This window comes from Gemmatimonas sp., from assembly GCF_044376735.1.
Classification (GTDB): Bacteria; Gemmatimonadota; Gemmatimonadetes; order Gemmatimonadales; family Gemmatimonadaceae; genus Gemmatimonas.
Genome location: NZ_JBILKJ010000024.1, coordinates 1 through 15694 on the forward strand (window position 1 = coordinate 1; position 15694 = coordinate 15694).

Consider the following 15694-nt stretch of genomic DNA (forward strand, 5'->3'; position numbering starts at 1 on the left):
CGGAGACAACGCCGACATCGCCAGCTGGAAGTAGCCGGTGGTCTGGCGCACCCGCTTCGCGCCGGCGCCCACTGGGTACCTGCACCTCGGCCACGTCGTCAACGCGATCCATGTGTGGGGAATCGCCCGCGCGTTCGGCGGGGAAGTACTGCTGCGCATCGAGGATCACGATCGTACACGGTGCCGCGACGACTACGAAGACGCGCTGCTCGACGATCTCGACTGGCTCGGCTTCGTGCCGGATGTCGGACGTACCGACAGCTTCCGCGCGTCGCGTCACGGCCATCCGCACGGGCATCCTCAGCGACAGTCGGACAATGAGGCGCGCTATGCCGCCGCACTCGCCTCACTCGGTGCGCGTGATGTCACCTACGTGTGTACCTGCACGCGACGCGACATCGCGCGGCACGCACCGCACGCGCCGGGCGAGGAGCCGCGCTATCCCGGCACCTGTCGCGATGCGCGTCATGCCGAAACGGAGTCGCTCGCGCGTCGGGTGTGCATGGACGGCGGCATGGAGCTGTTCGACGATCGGCGTCTGGGCCCCATGCGCCAATCGCCGGCGGATCAGTGCGGCGACGTGCTCGTGCGCGATCGACACGGGCAATGGACGTACCAGTTCGCCGTGGTCGTCGATGACATGGCGCACGACATCGATGTCGTGATACGCGGAGAGGACTTGCTGGCCAGTACCGGCCGTCAGCTGCGGCTCGCGGCGATGCTCGGGCGCGAGCGTCCGCTGCACTGGTGGCATCATCCGCTGCTCGTGCATCCCGATGGCAGTAAACTCAGCAAGGCCAATCGCGACACATCGATCCGGGAACGTCGGGCTGCCGGTGTTTGCGCGGCGGCACTGCTCGGTGAGGCCGCGTTCCTGTCGGGGCTGCTACCGGCAGCGCGTGATCTCTCGATCGACGAGCTGCCGGCGCTCTTTCGTTAGCGCGTCGTCAGCAGGCCGATCACGACCAGCAGAATCCACTGCGGCCCCTTGTAGCCGTCGGTACGGTCGTCGTACGACTCGTCGAGCGAGTGCGCACCGCGGCCCACCCCGCCGCCGTCGAGCGTCACGGCAGGCACGCCTTTGGAAATCGGAATGTTCGCGTCAGTGCTCGAGATCGTCAGCGGCGCATACACGTTCATGGTGCGTGCGGCGGCCAGCGACGTGCGCACGATGAATGACGTGTCCGCCGTCGTCCCCGCCGGACGCAGACCGGTCGTATCGATCACCAGCGCCAGCGGCACCGTCGACTTCGGCCAGCGCGCCTTTTCTTCGGCGAGGGCCTGACGGAGCGCTGCCTGCAAGCGGGCGTCGATGTCGGCCAATGCGGCCGCCGATTCACTGCGCAGGTCGATATCCATCACGCCTTCGGCCGAGATGGAGTTCACCGACGTGCCGCCGGACACCAAGCCGACGTTGAAGGTGACCTTGGGATTCGTCGAGGCTTCCAGCTCGGCGATCTTTGCGATCGCCCGGCCCATGGCGTGGATCGGATTCGGCATGCCGAACGCGCCGTAGCTGTGTCCGCCGGGGCCCTTGTAGGTCACGCGATAGCGATTGCTGCCCACGGCCCCGTTGGTGATGCCGAAGCCGGTACCATCGATCGAGATGAACATGTCGATCGAATCCTTGAGCGGACCGCTGAACAGCGCCCGCACTCCGCGCAGATTGCCCGGACCTTCCTCGCCCATCGTGCCGACCACCAGCAGGCGTCCGGTGAACGGAATCTTGTTGGCGACAATCTGTCGCGTGGTGGCCAGCACCGCTGCCAAGCCACGGCAATCGTCACCGATGCCGGGGGCGGTGAGCTTGGTCCCCTCGCGCTTCACCTTCACATTCGTTCCTTCGGGGAACACGGTGTCCAGGTGTCCGCTCAGCACGAGCGTCGGTCCCGGGCCGGTGCCCTTGATCTCGCCGATCACGTTGCCTTCGCGATCGATGCGCAGCTTCTGTACGCCGAGGGCGGCGAGCTTGTCGCGGAACGCCGCGGCACGGGCGGCCTCCTTGAACGGTGGCGCCGGGATCTCGCAGAGCGCGGCCTGCTCGGTCAGCGTCCATTCGTTGTCGGACTGCAGAGCGGCCATGGCCTTGGCAACGGCGGGCTGCTTGGCGAGGCGATCGAGCGCGGCCTCGGTTGGCGTGGCCTTGGCCGCGGCCTTGGGTTGCTGCGCGTGGCCGATGGCGGGCCCCGAAAGGGACAGCGCCAGAAACGACAACAGCGCCGGGATCGTGGTACCGGCGCTGCGAGACGAAACGGAAGAGGACATGACGTCAGGAGGTGATCGTGATCGTGCCGGCGGCGGTATTGGATGCGACGGTGAATTCGAACAGACCGTTGGTTCGCTCGCCACCGGTCCACGCGCCGCTCGCATTGAACGTGGCGCCATGATTCGGGCAACGGAAGCCCGTACCGCTGATCGCGACGGTGGTGCCCGCATGGGGGCAGATCAGCGAGAACGCCCGGTACTGGGTTGCGGAGGCGCGTACCACGGCAATCGGGGTGCCCGCGCCACTGATCACGGCGATCCCGCCCACGGTGCCGAGTGCGGCGTAGTTGGCGAGGGTGACGGTCGCGTTCACGTTGCGCGGCCCGGTCGTCGTGGAACCTTCCTCGCTGTCGCTACCGCATGCGGCCAATACGGCCGTGATGGCCAGAGCGGAACTCGTGGCCAGGAATTCCCGTCGGTTCACACCGACGCCCACGCAATTCGTACAGTCGGACATGATACCTCCGTTTGGAGAAGAGATCTGGCCCCGATGGCTCAGACTTTGATCAAAGCCGCCGCCCACTTCGCCGGGTCGACGTCGCTCTCGAATGCGATGTCCGGGTCTACGACGATCTGCGCGCCATCGCGCGTGATCTGCAGACGGTCCATGTTTCGCGTCGCACGGCCACTCACGAACGTCCCGTTCGGCAGGTACTTCGACTTGTGGCGTGCGCACTGAAAGCCGGCATTCTTGGGCATGGTTTTCAGTGCCGTGTTCTGGTGCGGGCATGACAACGCGAAGGCGTACATCTCGCCGTTGGAGCGACAGAGGATGACTTCGTTCGCACCGTCGATCGAGACGCCATCCGCGGCGGGGATGGCGTAGCGCACTGCACCACCTGGTCGACGCGGCGCCAGAGCTGCTACAGCGTTGACGGGACCCAGTGTCGAGAGGGTTGCGATGGATGCCGCGCCCGTCAGGGCCGTGCGCAGAAAATCTCGGCGCCCCGAGCAACCGCTGCAGGGCGAGGATGAATCGGTCATTCGGCGGCGTTCCGGTGCAGAGAGGGCAGGGACGGGAACATCAGATATCGGAGAGCACGACACCCAGCAGGACGATGGCAAACCACGCCAGCAGGCTGATGGCCGCCGATCGTTTCAGCGCGACCCACGGCAGCTGCAGGCTGGGCCACGGCGTCGGCTGATCGACGGCGACCCCGGTATCGGCGGCCGCGGCGAGCAACCGCCCTTCCGTACGCCGCATGAACGCGCCATTCGCGATCAGGATGACGAACATCGCCATCTTCATCCAGAACACCTTCGACACCGCGAAGGTCCCGATGTCCGAGGCGGCCAGTGCGACGCCAGTCACCACCAGGAGCACAATCGACCCGATCACGATCGCGTGCGTCGTGCGCAGGTCTTCCGCCGCCGCTTGGAATGCCTCACGGCTGCCGGGCTGCGCCATCAGCACGCGACGGTCTGCCGAAATAGCGATGCCGCCGCCCGCGAACAGCGCCAGCACGTGGATCGCAAGAATCGTGGTGGGAATCCACGCACTGGCGGAGTACAACTCCGACCAGGGAAGGAGCAGGGTGGTCAGGCTCTCGAGCATCTGGTGCCGTGGGGGAGGGAAGCGTCAGTTGCCGATCAACATGATCAGCCAGCTGACCGTCGAGACACCCATGGAGCCGAGTGCCAGATTCCGGTGCGAGCGACGCGCGTTCATGTCCTGCTCGCCATCGTCCGCGAGCTTGGTCCCGGCGTAGGCGAAGCCGCCGCTGGCCGCGGTGAAGAGCACGCTGTGCAGAATGCGACGGGTGCGCCCGTTGGGATCCTTCCGGCCTTCCCAGAGGTTCCATCCTCCGGTCACGGCGTTGGCACCGAACAGGATCGCGCTCCCCGTGGCGGCCGGACCGTGCATGCTGCGCGCCCACGACGGGGCGTCGTCGCCTTTGTTCAAGAGCTGATCGCCGGAGAAATAGGACGCCGCGAACAGCGGCAGCATGGCCCAGCTCAGCGTCTTGTGGATGCGCAAGCGGGTGGCGTACCCATCGCTGTATACGATCGCCTTGCGGCGCACTCGTGGCACGGTATCCGCCGCGAGCATCGTCAGCCCCACCGGCTGCAGCACGGTGGCCGTACGCGCCGGAGGGAGGGAGTCCGCGGGAACTGTGAGAGGCGCCTGCCCAGGAGTCACGGCGGCCTGCCACGCCATGAGAATGCCAACCGCAACGTCGGTGATCGGGATCATGCAGGCGCTCCTGATAAATGACGGAAAAGACCGATTGGTTGAATCTATCGCGGCGTGCTGAACGATCGATGAACAGGGAACACCTGAGCGCGCACGTTCCCCATTCTCGCTGAGGCGATGTGGTACGGTCGTGAACCAACCCAGCGGCAGGCACGCGCCACGAGGCAGGAAACTAGTCGCGAACTATATTGCACCGATCCATGCGCTCCCCGAAAGTATTCCCGCTCCATGCGTTTTCATGCACGGTGCTCGTCCTCGCCGCTGCCTGCTGGCCGCTACGGGCGAGTGCCCAGCGTGCCGCGCGCTGCGACAATGCGCAGCGCGTGCGGTCCGTGAAATTCTCGGGGAGTCCGCACTTCGACGCCGTGACGCTCGCGGCCAGCATCATCACGCATGAGCCATCGGTGATGACGCGGTGGTTTCACCGGGGGACTGCCCCGTGTCTCGATTCGCTCGAACTCCGGCGCGATGCGCTCCGCCTCGCCGTGATGCACCGACAGGTTGGGTGGTTTCAGGCCTCCGTCGTTCCCGTCGTCGATCGGCGCCCCAACGGAGTGCGCCTGCGCTTCGCCATCACCCCCGGCCCCGAGGCGATCCTCGATACGATCGTCATCCAGGGGCTCCCTGAACCGACGGGCGACGGGCCCGCCTTCGAGGCGCCGCTCCGCGCACTCGAGAATGAGCGCTTCGATCGCACGCGAGCCGACGCCGTCATCGAGCGCGTCGTCGCGCAGTTGAGAGACGCGGGGTACGCGCGGGCCACCAGCCCGCGGAGCCTCGTCACCATCGACTCGGCCGCGGCGCGCGCCACGCTCGCGTTGGCCTTTTCGCCCGGTCGCATGGTCACGGTCGGAGACGTCCAGATCGAGGTGCAACCGCTGCGCGATGGACATCCACGTGTCGCGACGGCCGCCGTCGAACGACTCGTGGCGATTCACCCCGGCGACCAGTTCCGGGCCAGCGCGATCCTCGACGCCCAGCGCGACCTCTACCGCTCCGAATCGTTCCGCCTCGTCCTGATCGACACCCTGACCCCCCTCAACGCGGCCAGCGACAGCGTGCTCGATCTGCGGGTGGCCGTGGCTGAAGCGCGCACACGCGCCGCACGCGTCGGGCTCGGCTGGGCGACTCAGGACTGCATCCGCATGCAGGGGCGCATTGTCGATCGCGGCTTTCTGGGCGTCGGTCGCCGGGTGGAGCTGTCGGCTCGCGCCTCCAAGATCGGCGTCGGCGCGCCGGCCGGATTCGCCCCCGCGCTCTGCTCGGGCGCCCTGCGCGTCGATCCGTTCAGCCAGAAGTTGAACTACTACGTCGGGACCACGCTCACCAACACGCGGCTGTTCGGATTGCCGATCCAGCCGACGTTGACCGTGTACAGCGAGCGCCGAGGCGAACCGTTCGCCTATCTCCGGGAAACGGGGGTTGGGGCGCTGATCGAACTGTCGCGGCAGTTCACCGCCCGGACCTCGGGCACCGCTGGCGTGCAGTACGAAAACGGCAGGACGATCACCGATCCTGTCATCTCCTGCTCGCGCTTCGGCCAGTGCCGCCCCCAGGACTTCGCGCTCTCCCTTTTCGGACGTGGCGTCGGCATCGTCAGCACCGGCGCGGCGCACGATCACACCAACGACTTGGTGAATCCGTCGCGTGGTTGGCGCGTGCGTGGCGACGTGCGCGCTGGTGAGAGCGCTTCCGACTCCGTGCAGTCGCTCCGGTTCTACCGCGGCACCGGTGAGCTGTCCACCTATCTCCGGTTCGCGGGCGGTGTGATCGCCAGCCGCGTACAGTTGGCACGGGCCTTCGCCCCCGGCGCGGAGCTCGTGGACGGATCACCGCTGCTTCCGCAGCAGGAGCGCATTTTCTCTGGTGGCCAGAGCTCCGTGCGCGGCTACCAGCAGAATCTGCTCGGCCCGATCGTTTACGTCGTCTCCGACGTGAAGCCGGAAACCGTCGGGCCCAACGGCGAGCGGGTGGTCGTGGTGAAAGACGGTGCCGGCTACGATCGAGCCGTTCCGCGTGGTGGCACGGCCATGTTCGTCGCCAATCTCGAGTGGCGTCGAGGATTCCGGTTCTTCGCCGAAGAGCTGCAGTTCGCGGCCTTCGTCGACGCGGGCAACGTCTGGGAGAGCGACACGGAAGGCTTTCGCTGGGGAAACCTCCGGGCGACCCCCGGATTGGGGCTGCGCATCGTTACCCCGCTCGGGCCCTTCCTCGTCGATGTCGGCTATCGCCCGTACGAGCCGGTGGCTGGCCGCGCGCTCTTTTTTACCAGCGGTGACGCGCAGGGCAGCGCCGGACAGATCCTGTGCGCCAGTCCGCGCAACGCAGCCCTCTCCCGCGGCCTGGCGATCTTCGACTGCCCCAGCACCTATCGCCCGCCGTCCAGCCGCGGCATCCTCTCGCGGCTCACGTTCCACTTCGGCCTGGGCCAGGCGTTCTGATGACGCAGCCCAACGTGCCAGAGTCCCCGCCGGGACCGTCCCCACGCCGTCGCCGCGTCCCGTGGCTGGCGGGGCTGGTGCTCGGCGCAATCGGCAGCGTCGGCATCGCGTACCTCGTGGCCGTGAACACCGAGAGAGGGCGGCGCTGGTTGTTGACGGCCGCGATATCCAGCGCCAACCGACTCTTCGGCGGACGCGGCACCCTGCGGGTCGGCGTGCTGCGTTCGATCGGTCCCACCCGCCTCGTGGCCGACGACGTGTCATTAGTCGACACGGCGGGAGTGCCGGTCATCACCGCCGCACACCTCGAGGGGTCGATCGACGTGAGGGCGCTGTTCGACAAGGCGATTCGCATCAGGCGCCTTGCCGTGCGCGGACTGCGGGTCGATCTCCGGCGCGACGAGACCGGGCCGTGGAACATCGCCTACATCATCTCAGGCGATACCGCGACGCAAGCCACACCGCGCACGCCGGGCTTCGGCGATGCGGTGCGTATCGATTCCTTGCTGGTCGATGACGCACGCATCGGGATGGTCGCGCCGTGGGCGCCGCATCCCGTCTTCACGGGGGCCGCGCGCGACAGCGTCATCGCGCTCAGGGACAGCGTGCATGACCTCGTCCGGCTCCCGAGCGGCACGTATATGGAGCGCCGGACCGTGGTGCTCGAACGGGCGCGCGCGCACGACGCCATCATCGTCGACGCCGAGAAGCGCCCCGCCTCCATGCGGATCGATTCCCTCAGCGGCGTGATCTCCGATCCGCCGGTGCGCCTGTCGCAGGCCGCCGGGCTGGTTCGCTGGACGGAAGACTCGCTGCAGTTGGATCTGGGTGACGTGCGCCTGCCCGCGTCGCGCGGCACGGCGGTGGGCACCATCGACTGGCACATGCCCGGGCCGCTGCGCTACGACGTCGTGATCAAGACCGATGCCGGACTCTCCGATCTGACATGGATCTGGGATGCGCTGCCCACGGAGGGGCGGGGCACCGCCACCGTCCGCATGCATACGCTCGCCAACCCGGACGACGTCGAGTTCTCGCTCTCAGCGCTCGACGTGCGGAGCGGAACGTCCCACATCACCGGCGGCATCGATGTCGTGCTCACGCCCGCGCAACTGCTGTTGCAGCGCGTCGATCTCGCCTTCGTGCCCCTGGAGAGCACGCTGCTGCGTCGCCTCAGCTACGACGCGCTGCCGAAGGAAATTCGCGGCACCTTCACCGGCCGGTTGGTGGCCCGCGACGGCGGCCCGCTCACCGCCTTCAAGATGGACCGGTTCGATATGCGCTTCGCCGACGCCCGCGTGGCCGGCGGTGCCGTGTCCAGCGTGCGGTTGCGAGGGATGGTGGCCCTCGGTGCGAGCCCACGGGCGTCGGGCATGACGCTCGACGAGGCACGGCTCGACCTGCGCTCCGTGCAGGCGCTCTCGCCCGCCTTGCTGCCCACCATGCCGGCCTTCGACGGCGTGATGACCGCACGCGGTGTCATCCGGTCGGCCGATCTCAATGCGGTAGATCTCACCAACGTCGGCCTCACCTGGACCGACGCGGCTGGCAACCGGTCGGCCCTGCAAGGCGACCTGCGGGCTCGTTACGGCGGCGCCAGGGCCAAGGCGCCGTTGGTCAATGCGACGCTACAGCTCGACCCGCTCTCGATGCGCGCCCTCGCTCGCATCGATACCACGCTGCCGATTCGCGGGGCGCTTTCCGGTCGCGTGACGCTCGATGGCACCACCGATGCCATGCGTTGGACGGCCGCCCTGCGTGCCCCGGATGGCGCCGCCAACAGCATCACCGCCGACGGCACCGCGGCGTTCGGTGCCGACGCGTGGCAGCTCGCCGTCAGCGGCCGACTGGATGGCTTCGATCTGCGGCAATGGCTCGGGAGCACGGCCGCGCCGCACACCGCCGTCGACGGCACGATAACGCTCTCGGCGCGCGGTCCGATCGCCGCTGAGGGCACACCGACGGGCAGCGGCGCCAACCTCCCGCGGATCGAAGGGGCCATGGCCATCGATTGGCGACAGGACGCGGCCGATGACCGCCCGGCCTTCGATCTGCTGGGCAGCGTGTCGCTGGGGCGCGAGCGCTTGGTCATCGATTCCATGGCGGCGCACATTGGTGGCATCACGCTCCGCGCCCTCGGGGCGCTGGCGCGGGATTCGCTCGGTCTCGATACGTTGCGGTTGTCGGCGCAGGCCGACTCGCTGGGGGCGGTGCGCGCCCAGCTGGGGCGCTTGGCGGCCATGATGCAGCCGGTGGACAGCGCTGTCGCCGCGTCGTTGCGCACGCTCGCCATCGACACGCTCGAGGGTGATCTGTCGCTGTCCGGCTATGTGTACGGCAGTCTGCAGGATGCCGGTGCCACGGCGGCGCTTGGCGCGCGCGCGCTGCAGGTTGGCGCCGTTCGTGCGGGGCGCATCTTCGGGTCCGCCCGCGCCACGGAGCTCTTCACGCGCCCCGCGTTCGAAGGCGCCGCGACCGCCGACGACGTGGACGGCCTCGGGGCGATCCGCCTGCAGTCGGTGGCGTTCCGGGTCGACCAGGCCAATGCCGACAGCGGCCGGTTGGTGCTCGACGTCAGCTCGTCGACCGACGCGCATCTGCTGGCGCAAGGCGCCTACGCACGCACGCCGTCGCGAGTCGCCCTTGCCCTCGACTCCCTACGGCTCCGGTATGCCGATGTCGTCTGGCGCAGTGCCCAGCCGATCACGTTCCAGCAAGATTCCTCGGGCTTCCGCCTGTTCCCCGTCGAGCTGCGCTCGAACGCCGCGGGGGTGCTCACGGCCGCCGCTGACGTGCCGCGCGATCGCCCCATCACCGGTGCGTTGCAGCTCGAGCAGTTCCCCGTCGGTGAGATCGCGGCCCTGCTGGCCGGTACCCCCACCTTCGCAGGGACGCTGAGCGGGACCGCGGCGCTGGCCGGAACACGATCCTCGCCGTTGCTGTCGTGGACGCTGCGCGCGGATTCGCTCGGCACGGGAGGATTCCGCCTCCCCGCGATCAACGCGACGGGTCGCTATGCCGATCGGGAGCTGAACGCGTCCGCGGTGCTCGTCGATGCGCTGGGGGGTGCCCTCCATGCGGACGCGCGCGTGCCGGTCGATCTAACCATCGCGCCGGTCGCGGAGCGTCTCTTGTCCAACGCGGTCGATGCGCGGATCACGGCGGATTCCCTGCACCTCGACGGACTTCCGCTGTCCATCCAAGGGGTCGAGCGTCTGCGCGGGCGCGTATCCGGACAGTTGGCGTTGAGCGGCAACATGGATCGGCCGGTGGCGCGCGGCGTGATGATGGCTGAACGCGTGGGGGCATTCATCCGCGACCTCGACATCGAACCCGCCGACGGCCGGATTGTCGTGCGGGCCGCCGAGGATTCGCTCATTCTCGAGTCGCTGCGTGTTCGAAGTGGCGGCGCGCTCGATACCATCGGCGCGTCCGGCGCCTTGCACTTCCACCCCGGCGAGCCGTCCACCGTCGCCCTGCGCCTGTTCGCCAACAATGCCTTGTTGGCACATCAGCGCGATGGCACCGATCTCGCGCTCAGCGGCAACCTGCAACTGGCCGGACCGATCAAGCGGCCCGCGCTGAGTGGCGCCATCGTCATCCCGCGCGCGAACCTCGTGATCGATCCACTCGGTGCGCGCGCGGCCCTCGATCTCTCCTCCAGCGCGTCGCGCGAACTGCTGGGCGCGGACGAAGTGCCCGTGGCGGAATCGGCCGCGCAGTCGCTCGCTGCGCTCGGGTCGCGCCTCACCGTGGAGAACGCACGCATCGATCTGGGAGCGGATGTGTGGGTGCAAACACCGGAAGCGCGCGTCAAGGTGACCGGTGGACTCGCCATCGCGATGAGCGGCGATGAGCTCGCGTTGGAGGGCGAACTTCTGGCGAACCGCGGGCAGTACCGCCTCGACCTCGGTGTCGTGAACCGCAGCTTCAGCGTCGACTCCGGGCGGGTGCGATTCTTCGGGAGCAGTGCCATCTCTCCGACGCTCGACATCAGTGCCACGAATTCGGTACGCATTTCCGGAGGTGGCGCAATCCCGGTACGGGTGCACATTGGCGGGACATATGACGTGCCGGTGTTGACCCTCTCCAGCACCGATCCGCTGTACGCCAGTGCGCCCGAATCGGAAATCATCTCGCTGCTGATTTTCGGCGCCCCCACCTTCGCGCTCGATGGTCAGCGCCAGAGCACCGTCCGCGCGGTCACGGGCGTGTTGATCCCCTCCGTGGCCGGCGCCGTCGAGGGGGCGCTGCAGCGATTCCTGCCGGGCCTCAACACCATCCAGGTCCTGAGCTCTAGCGGGCAGTCTCAGCAAGGGCTCTCGGCCCTCTCGCTCCTCGAGAACCTGAGCATCAGTGCGGGGAAGCAGCTTGGGCCGCGGACCTTCTTGCGCGTCAATACCGGTGTGTGTCGTGGGGGCACCACCTCGACTCGCGCGTCGCTCTGGGCCGGCGTGGCCGCCGAGTATCGGTTCGGCCGCAATCTGACGGGGGAGATCGGCGTCGATCCCGGCGCCTCACCCTGCACCCAGCTTGGTACCAACGGGTTCCCGCGGATGCAGTTCGGCTTCGACCTGTTCCGGGAATGGATCTTCTAAACGCGACCTCCGCAGGGCGCGCCCGTATGGAAGAGTCTGCTATGTGGCGTGCCAGCGTCGACCTCGCGCCACACTGTTGAGCGTGCCGGCGTCAGCGTTTTTTTTAGTGCATTTGGAAACCTTTGTATTGCAATGGTTTACGCGGGCTATCTGCCGTCGAGCAACCGAGATGGACCGTGGCATCATGATTGCTCTGACTAAGGGAGTAAGGCTGAGTCCGCTCCCCATGTTCGAGGTCACTATGACACTTCGTCGAATTCTCCACTCGGTTCTCCTCGCCGCCGCCGTATCGGCCCCGATGGGACTGTCCGCGCAGGCCCCGGTCTCTGGTTTCGTCGACTTCAATGGCGACTTCTCCAGCAACGGAAGCGTTGGTCCCTATGCCGTGTCGCCCTACCAGGCCACGCTCACCGGCTTCAACGCGCAGATGGGCGTGGGCGGCGCCACCCCGTTGGTCAACGCCATTATCTGGTGCGTCGACTGGCAGCATTGGGCCAACTCGGCCAACGATTCGTATTTCTCGACGGCATTTACGACGAACACCGCCGGCATCGTCGGTAACGGCGACTTTACGAAGACGCGCAAGAACGATGAGGCCTTGTACAGGAAGGCCGCGTGGTTGGCCGAGCAGTACGCGTTCACGGAGACGGGACTCTACAGCGCCGTGAACATCCAGGGAACGATCTGGAACCTGTTCGGCGGTTCGTTCACGGGATTCACCACCATCACCGTGCCCACCACGTTCACGCTGACGCGGAACTGGTACGTCCTCTCCGACGACCCTCAGGACGGCGGGACGTCGAGCCAGGAGTATCTGACCTCGGTTGTGCCGGAACCGTCCACGTACGCGCTCATGGGAGTCGGTCTCCTCGCGCTGGGCGCCGTCGCCAGGCGTCGGCGCCGGGCCTGAGCCGCGGCGGCGCCGGCCGCCCGCGCGACCCGGTGGATCCAGCGCCCATCCCCCGTCGGCCTAACGCACCGACGGGGGATCGCTGCGTTGCAGGCGTCGCCAGGCCCGCCCGAGCACGGCGCTCGCTCCACCCGCCAGCGCGCCGAGCGTGGCGGCAAACGTGATGATTGGCTCGCGGGTGCCGTCTTCGCCAACCAGTACCGCCAGCAATTCACGTCGAAGCTTGAGCACCACGGGCGAGGCGACCTTGATGCTGTTGAAGTGGCGGTCGTACCGCGCACCGACGCCTTCGATCAGCGCGGCCGTACGGGCGAAATACACCAACTCACCGGGCAGCACGATCGGCCAGTTGAAGAGCTCACGCATCACGCGATCGGCGATCGCGCGGGCCCGGTCCTCCATGGCACTGTCCTGATAGGCGATGTCGAGCAGCACCCGCACCAGATCGCGCATCGACTCGCGGGTGGTACCCGGGGCGACCATCCCGAGCGCAAAGAACCCGTCGGTCGTGGCGTCCGGATCGCGGCGAATGGCGGCGATGATGGTATCGAAGAGCGCCTTCCGCACTGGCACGCCGACATCGATGACCATACCGAAGTCGAGCAACACGATGCGCCCCTCCGTATCGACCAGCAGGTTGCCGGGATGCGGGTCGGCATGGAACACGCCGTCGCGCAACATCATGCGCGCGTAGCTCTCGATGAGCGTCTCGACCAGCTGTCGCGGGGACACGAGTCCGCGGGCAATCTGTGCATCGAGCGCGTCGATCCGCGTGCCGGCCATGAACTCCAGCACCAGCACGTCGCGTCGGGTAAGTGCCGTTTCCACCTGCGGAATGCGCAGGCGCGGCTCGTCCGCAAACCGCTCGCGCATGCGCATGCACTGCATCGCCTCGCGCTCGAAGTCCATTTCCTCGCACACGTGCCGGTCGAACTCGTCGAGCACGACGCGGAAACCGAGCACATGATGATGGGGAAAGCGCGCGTAGACGGCGTTCACGATTGCCCGTGCCAGGCGTACGTCGCGTACGACGATGGCCTCCACGTTCGGACGGAGCACTTTGACCACGACATCGCGTCCCTGATAGCGCGCGCGATGCACCTGGCCCAGTGATCCGGCGGCCAGCGGGGTTGGGTCGAGCTGGTCCACGATGCGATCGGGATCGGCGCCCCACGCCGTCGTCAGTGCTCGGCGGATCTCCGGCCAGGGCACTGGCGGCACGCGGTCGGTCAGCGTGCCCAGCGCCGCGAGATACGGCTCAGGCACCAGGTCGGCACGGGTCGCGAAGATCTGCGCCAGCTTCACGAAGGCGGGGCCGAGTGCGGCGATGTCGCGCACCATCCGGAGCGCCCGGCGCTCGTGAAAGGACGGCGTACGCGTGACGGCTCCGCCCCGACGTATCCAGCGACGGCGATCACGCAGAAACGACAGCACCAGCGGCACCAGTCGCCACAGGATCGTGGCGAGCCGAGGGAGGTCACGCCACGGCATGCGTCATGGCGTCGCGGATGAATTGGTCGGCGTCGAGGCCGGTCAGCTGCGACGTGCGCGTCCACAGCTGTTCGGCGCGCGCGTCATCGCGCGCCGTGCGCGAGGGGGACGTGCGTCGTCGCTTCACCCAGTAGTCGCCGGAGCCGACGAGGGCATCGTCGGCATGCGACAGCCAGACGAGGGTGTCCGCCCCCTGCTCGGGGGTCACCGACACCACGTCCATGACACGCCGCAGCAGACGTCCCATGCGGCCGTTGTTCGTGGCGAATCGGGTACGGACGACGCCTGGGTGTAGCGCCTGCGTGACCAGGCGAGCCGGGTCGAGCCGGCGTGCGAGCGCTCGGGTGAACCAGATGTTGTAGAGCTTCGAGTTCGCGTACTGCGACCAGCCCCCGAAGTCGCGCTCCCGTTGCAGATCGTCGAGCACCGGGCTCGCGTTCTCATGCGCGCGGCTGGACACCGTCAGCACCCGTGACGGGGCGCCAGGCCGCGAGGCCGCCAGCAGCGGCGCCAGCAGACGCAGCGTCAGCGTGACGTAACTCAGATGATTGAGCGCGAAGGTGCGCTCAAAGCCGTCCGGCGTGAGCTCGCGGTCCAGGAAGATCGCGCCCACGTTGTTGGCGAGCACGTCGATGCGCGGCGCACGGGCCATCACCCGGTCGGCCACGGCGTGCACCTCGGCCTGACGTGATAAGTCCGCAATTTCCCAGGAAATCGCCGGGAGGTCGGCGGCGTTCCCGAGGGACCGCCGGATGGCGTTCGCGGCGGCCGCCGTCTTGGCCTCGTTTCGGCCGATCATGATCACCGACGCGCCGGCCGCGGCGTAGGCGCGCACCGCCGCCTGGCCGATGCCGTCGCTGGCGCCGGTCACGACGATGGTCTTTCCTGCGAGGGAGGGATGGGTTGGTGCGTTCGCCATTGCCGGGTGCCGGGGAATGCCGCGTGAAGACGCGGCGTCCCTCCATCAACGACGCACGAACGTCGTCGGTTCGCACGAGTTGGCGATCCGACGACGAGGCGTGTGCGCGGCGCGACCGGTGTGGGGCGCCGTCGCCGCTGGTCAGTTTGCGATGGCGGAGATCGAGATCGGTCCGAGCGTGCCGGCGGAGGCGATGGCCGTTTGCGGCCCGATTTGCGGCCCCAGCGTCCAGCGGACCGTGACTTCGCCCAGCGCGTTGGTCACCGCCGACTGGGGCGAAATGCTGCCGCCGCCGCCCGTGATGGAAAACCCGATGGTCTGCCCGGGAATCGGCACGTTGGAGCCCCCGGTAACCCGGAGCACGATCTGGACCGCCAGCGCGGTGGTCGCCTTACCCGTCTGATTGTTCCCTTGGGCGATGACCAAGTCACTCGGCACGACGCCGTTGGCGCTCACCGTAACGGGGTCGACCCCGGGTGCCGCGCCGGATAAGGTTTGGATCTGCGACGAGGGGCCAAGCGTCCACCGGGCCTTCACTTCGCCATTGGCGTCGCTGACGATCGTGCCGGGATCGACCGATCCACCACCGGCAAGCACATTGAAGCTCACCGGGATCTTCGCCAACGGTGCCCCATCGGTGCCGATCACGCGCAGCACGACGGGCGTTGGCAGGAGCGTGCCAGCGGCGGCCGACTGCAGGTGTCCCTGCACGATCGTCAGCCGCGATGCCGCCGGGGCCTCCAAGGTCTTGGTGCAACCCGGGAAAGCCAGCAGCGTCGGAACGGCCGTGAACAGTACGGCAAGCAGATATGTGGGTCGAGCGGAACGCATGGTCTCGTCGGTCAGGGTTCTCCTCTCCAGTGACCAGTATCGGCA

Annotated in this window: 12 protein-coding genes; 4 read left to right on the top strand and 8 right to left on the bottom strand. The window is 67.7% G+C overall.

All coding sequences use genetic code 11. The annotated features are described in order from the left end of the window. The first annotated feature begins 37 nt into the window (after positions 1-37). Entirely contained in the window at positions 38-940 is a 903-nt protein-coding gene (locus ACIRA7_RS06035; protein WP_396219936.1) for a glutamate--tRNA ligase family protein, read from the top strand. On the opposite strand, the gene ACIRA7_RS06040 is transcribed toward ACIRA7_RS06035, so the two are convergent. From ACIRA7_RS06040 to ACIRA7_RS06060, 5 genes are all read right to left on the bottom strand, one after another. Beyond that, the gene (locus ACIRA7_RS06040; protein ID WP_396219937.1) at positions 937-2265 is read right to left on the bottom strand and encodes a M20/M25/M40 family metallo-hydrolase; all 1329 of its coding nucleotides are present in this window, start codon (positions 2263-2265) and stop codon (positions 937-939) included. The genes ACIRA7_RS06035 and ACIRA7_RS06040 overlap by 4 nt on opposite strands. 4 nt (positions 2266-2269) lie before the next feature. Beyond that, the gene (locus ACIRA7_RS06045) at positions 2270-2722 is read right to left on the bottom strand and encodes a Rieske (2Fe-2S) protein (RefSeq protein ID WP_396219938.1); all 453 of its coding nucleotides are present in this window, start codon (positions 2720-2722) and stop codon (positions 2270-2272) included. Positions 2723-2760: 38 nt separating this feature from the next. Further along, on the bottom strand, positions 2761-3096 hold the full coding sequence (locus ACIRA7_RS06050; protein ID WP_396219939.1) for a ubiquinol-cytochrome c reductase iron-sulfur subunit: 336 nt from the start codon (positions 3094-3096) through the stop codon (positions 2761-2763). Positions 3097-3289: 193 nt separating this feature from the next. After that, entirely contained in the window at positions 3290-3820 is a 531-nt protein-coding gene (locus ACIRA7_RS06055) for a hypothetical protein (protein WP_396219940.1), read from the bottom strand. 24 nt (positions 3821-3844) lie between these two features. Beyond that, on the bottom strand, positions 3845-4459 hold the full coding sequence (locus ACIRA7_RS06060) for a hypothetical protein (protein ID WP_396219941.1): 615 nt from the start codon (positions 4457-4459) through the stop codon (positions 3845-3847). A 200-nt stretch (positions 4460-4659) separates the two neighbouring features. Here ACIRA7_RS06060 and ACIRA7_RS06065 point away from each other — a divergent pair, with 200 nt between their 5' ends. From ACIRA7_RS06065 to ACIRA7_RS06075, 3 genes are all read left to right on the top strand, one after another. Beyond that, on the top strand, positions 4660-6900 hold the full coding sequence (locus ACIRA7_RS06065; protein WP_396219942.1) for an outer membrane protein assembly factor: 2241 nt from the start codon (positions 4660-4662) through the stop codon (positions 6898-6900). Beyond that, positions 6900-11498, top strand: a complete 4599-nt coding sequence (locus tag ACIRA7_RS06070) for a translocation/assembly module TamB domain-containing protein (protein ID WP_396219943.1) — start codon at positions 6900-6902, stop codon at positions 11496-11498. The genes ACIRA7_RS06065 and ACIRA7_RS06070 overlap by 1 nt, the downstream gene beginning before the upstream one ends. A 241-nt stretch (positions 11499-11739) precedes the next feature. Further along, the gene (locus ACIRA7_RS06075) at positions 11740-12408 is read left to right on the top strand and encodes a PEP-CTERM sorting domain-containing protein (RefSeq protein ID WP_396219944.1); all 669 of its coding nucleotides are present in this window, start codon (positions 11740-11742) and stop codon (positions 12406-12408) included. Positions 12409-12468: 60 nt separating this feature from the next. On the opposite strand, the gene ACIRA7_RS06080 is transcribed toward ACIRA7_RS06075, so the two are convergent. The 3 genes from ACIRA7_RS06080 to ACIRA7_RS06090 form a co-directional block, all read right to left on the bottom strand. Then, entirely contained in the window at positions 12469-13899 is a 1431-nt protein-coding gene (locus tag ACIRA7_RS06080; RefSeq protein ID WP_396219946.1) for an ABC1 kinase family protein, read from the bottom strand. Further along, positions 13886-14770: an SDR family NAD(P)-dependent oxidoreductase gene (locus ACIRA7_RS06085; protein ID WP_396219947.1), complete on the bottom strand. Its 885-nt coding sequence runs from the start codon at positions 14768-14770 to the stop codon at positions 13886-13888. Before ACIRA7_RS06085 ends, ACIRA7_RS06080 begins: the two co-directional genes overlap by 14 nt. Positions 14771-14959: 189 nt before the next feature. Continuing rightward, the gene (locus ACIRA7_RS06090; RefSeq protein WP_396219948.1) at positions 14960-15649 is read right to left on the bottom strand and encodes a hypothetical protein; all 690 of its coding nucleotides are present in this window, start codon (positions 15647-15649) and stop codon (positions 14960-14962) included. Positions 15650-15694: the final 45 nt, after the last annotated feature.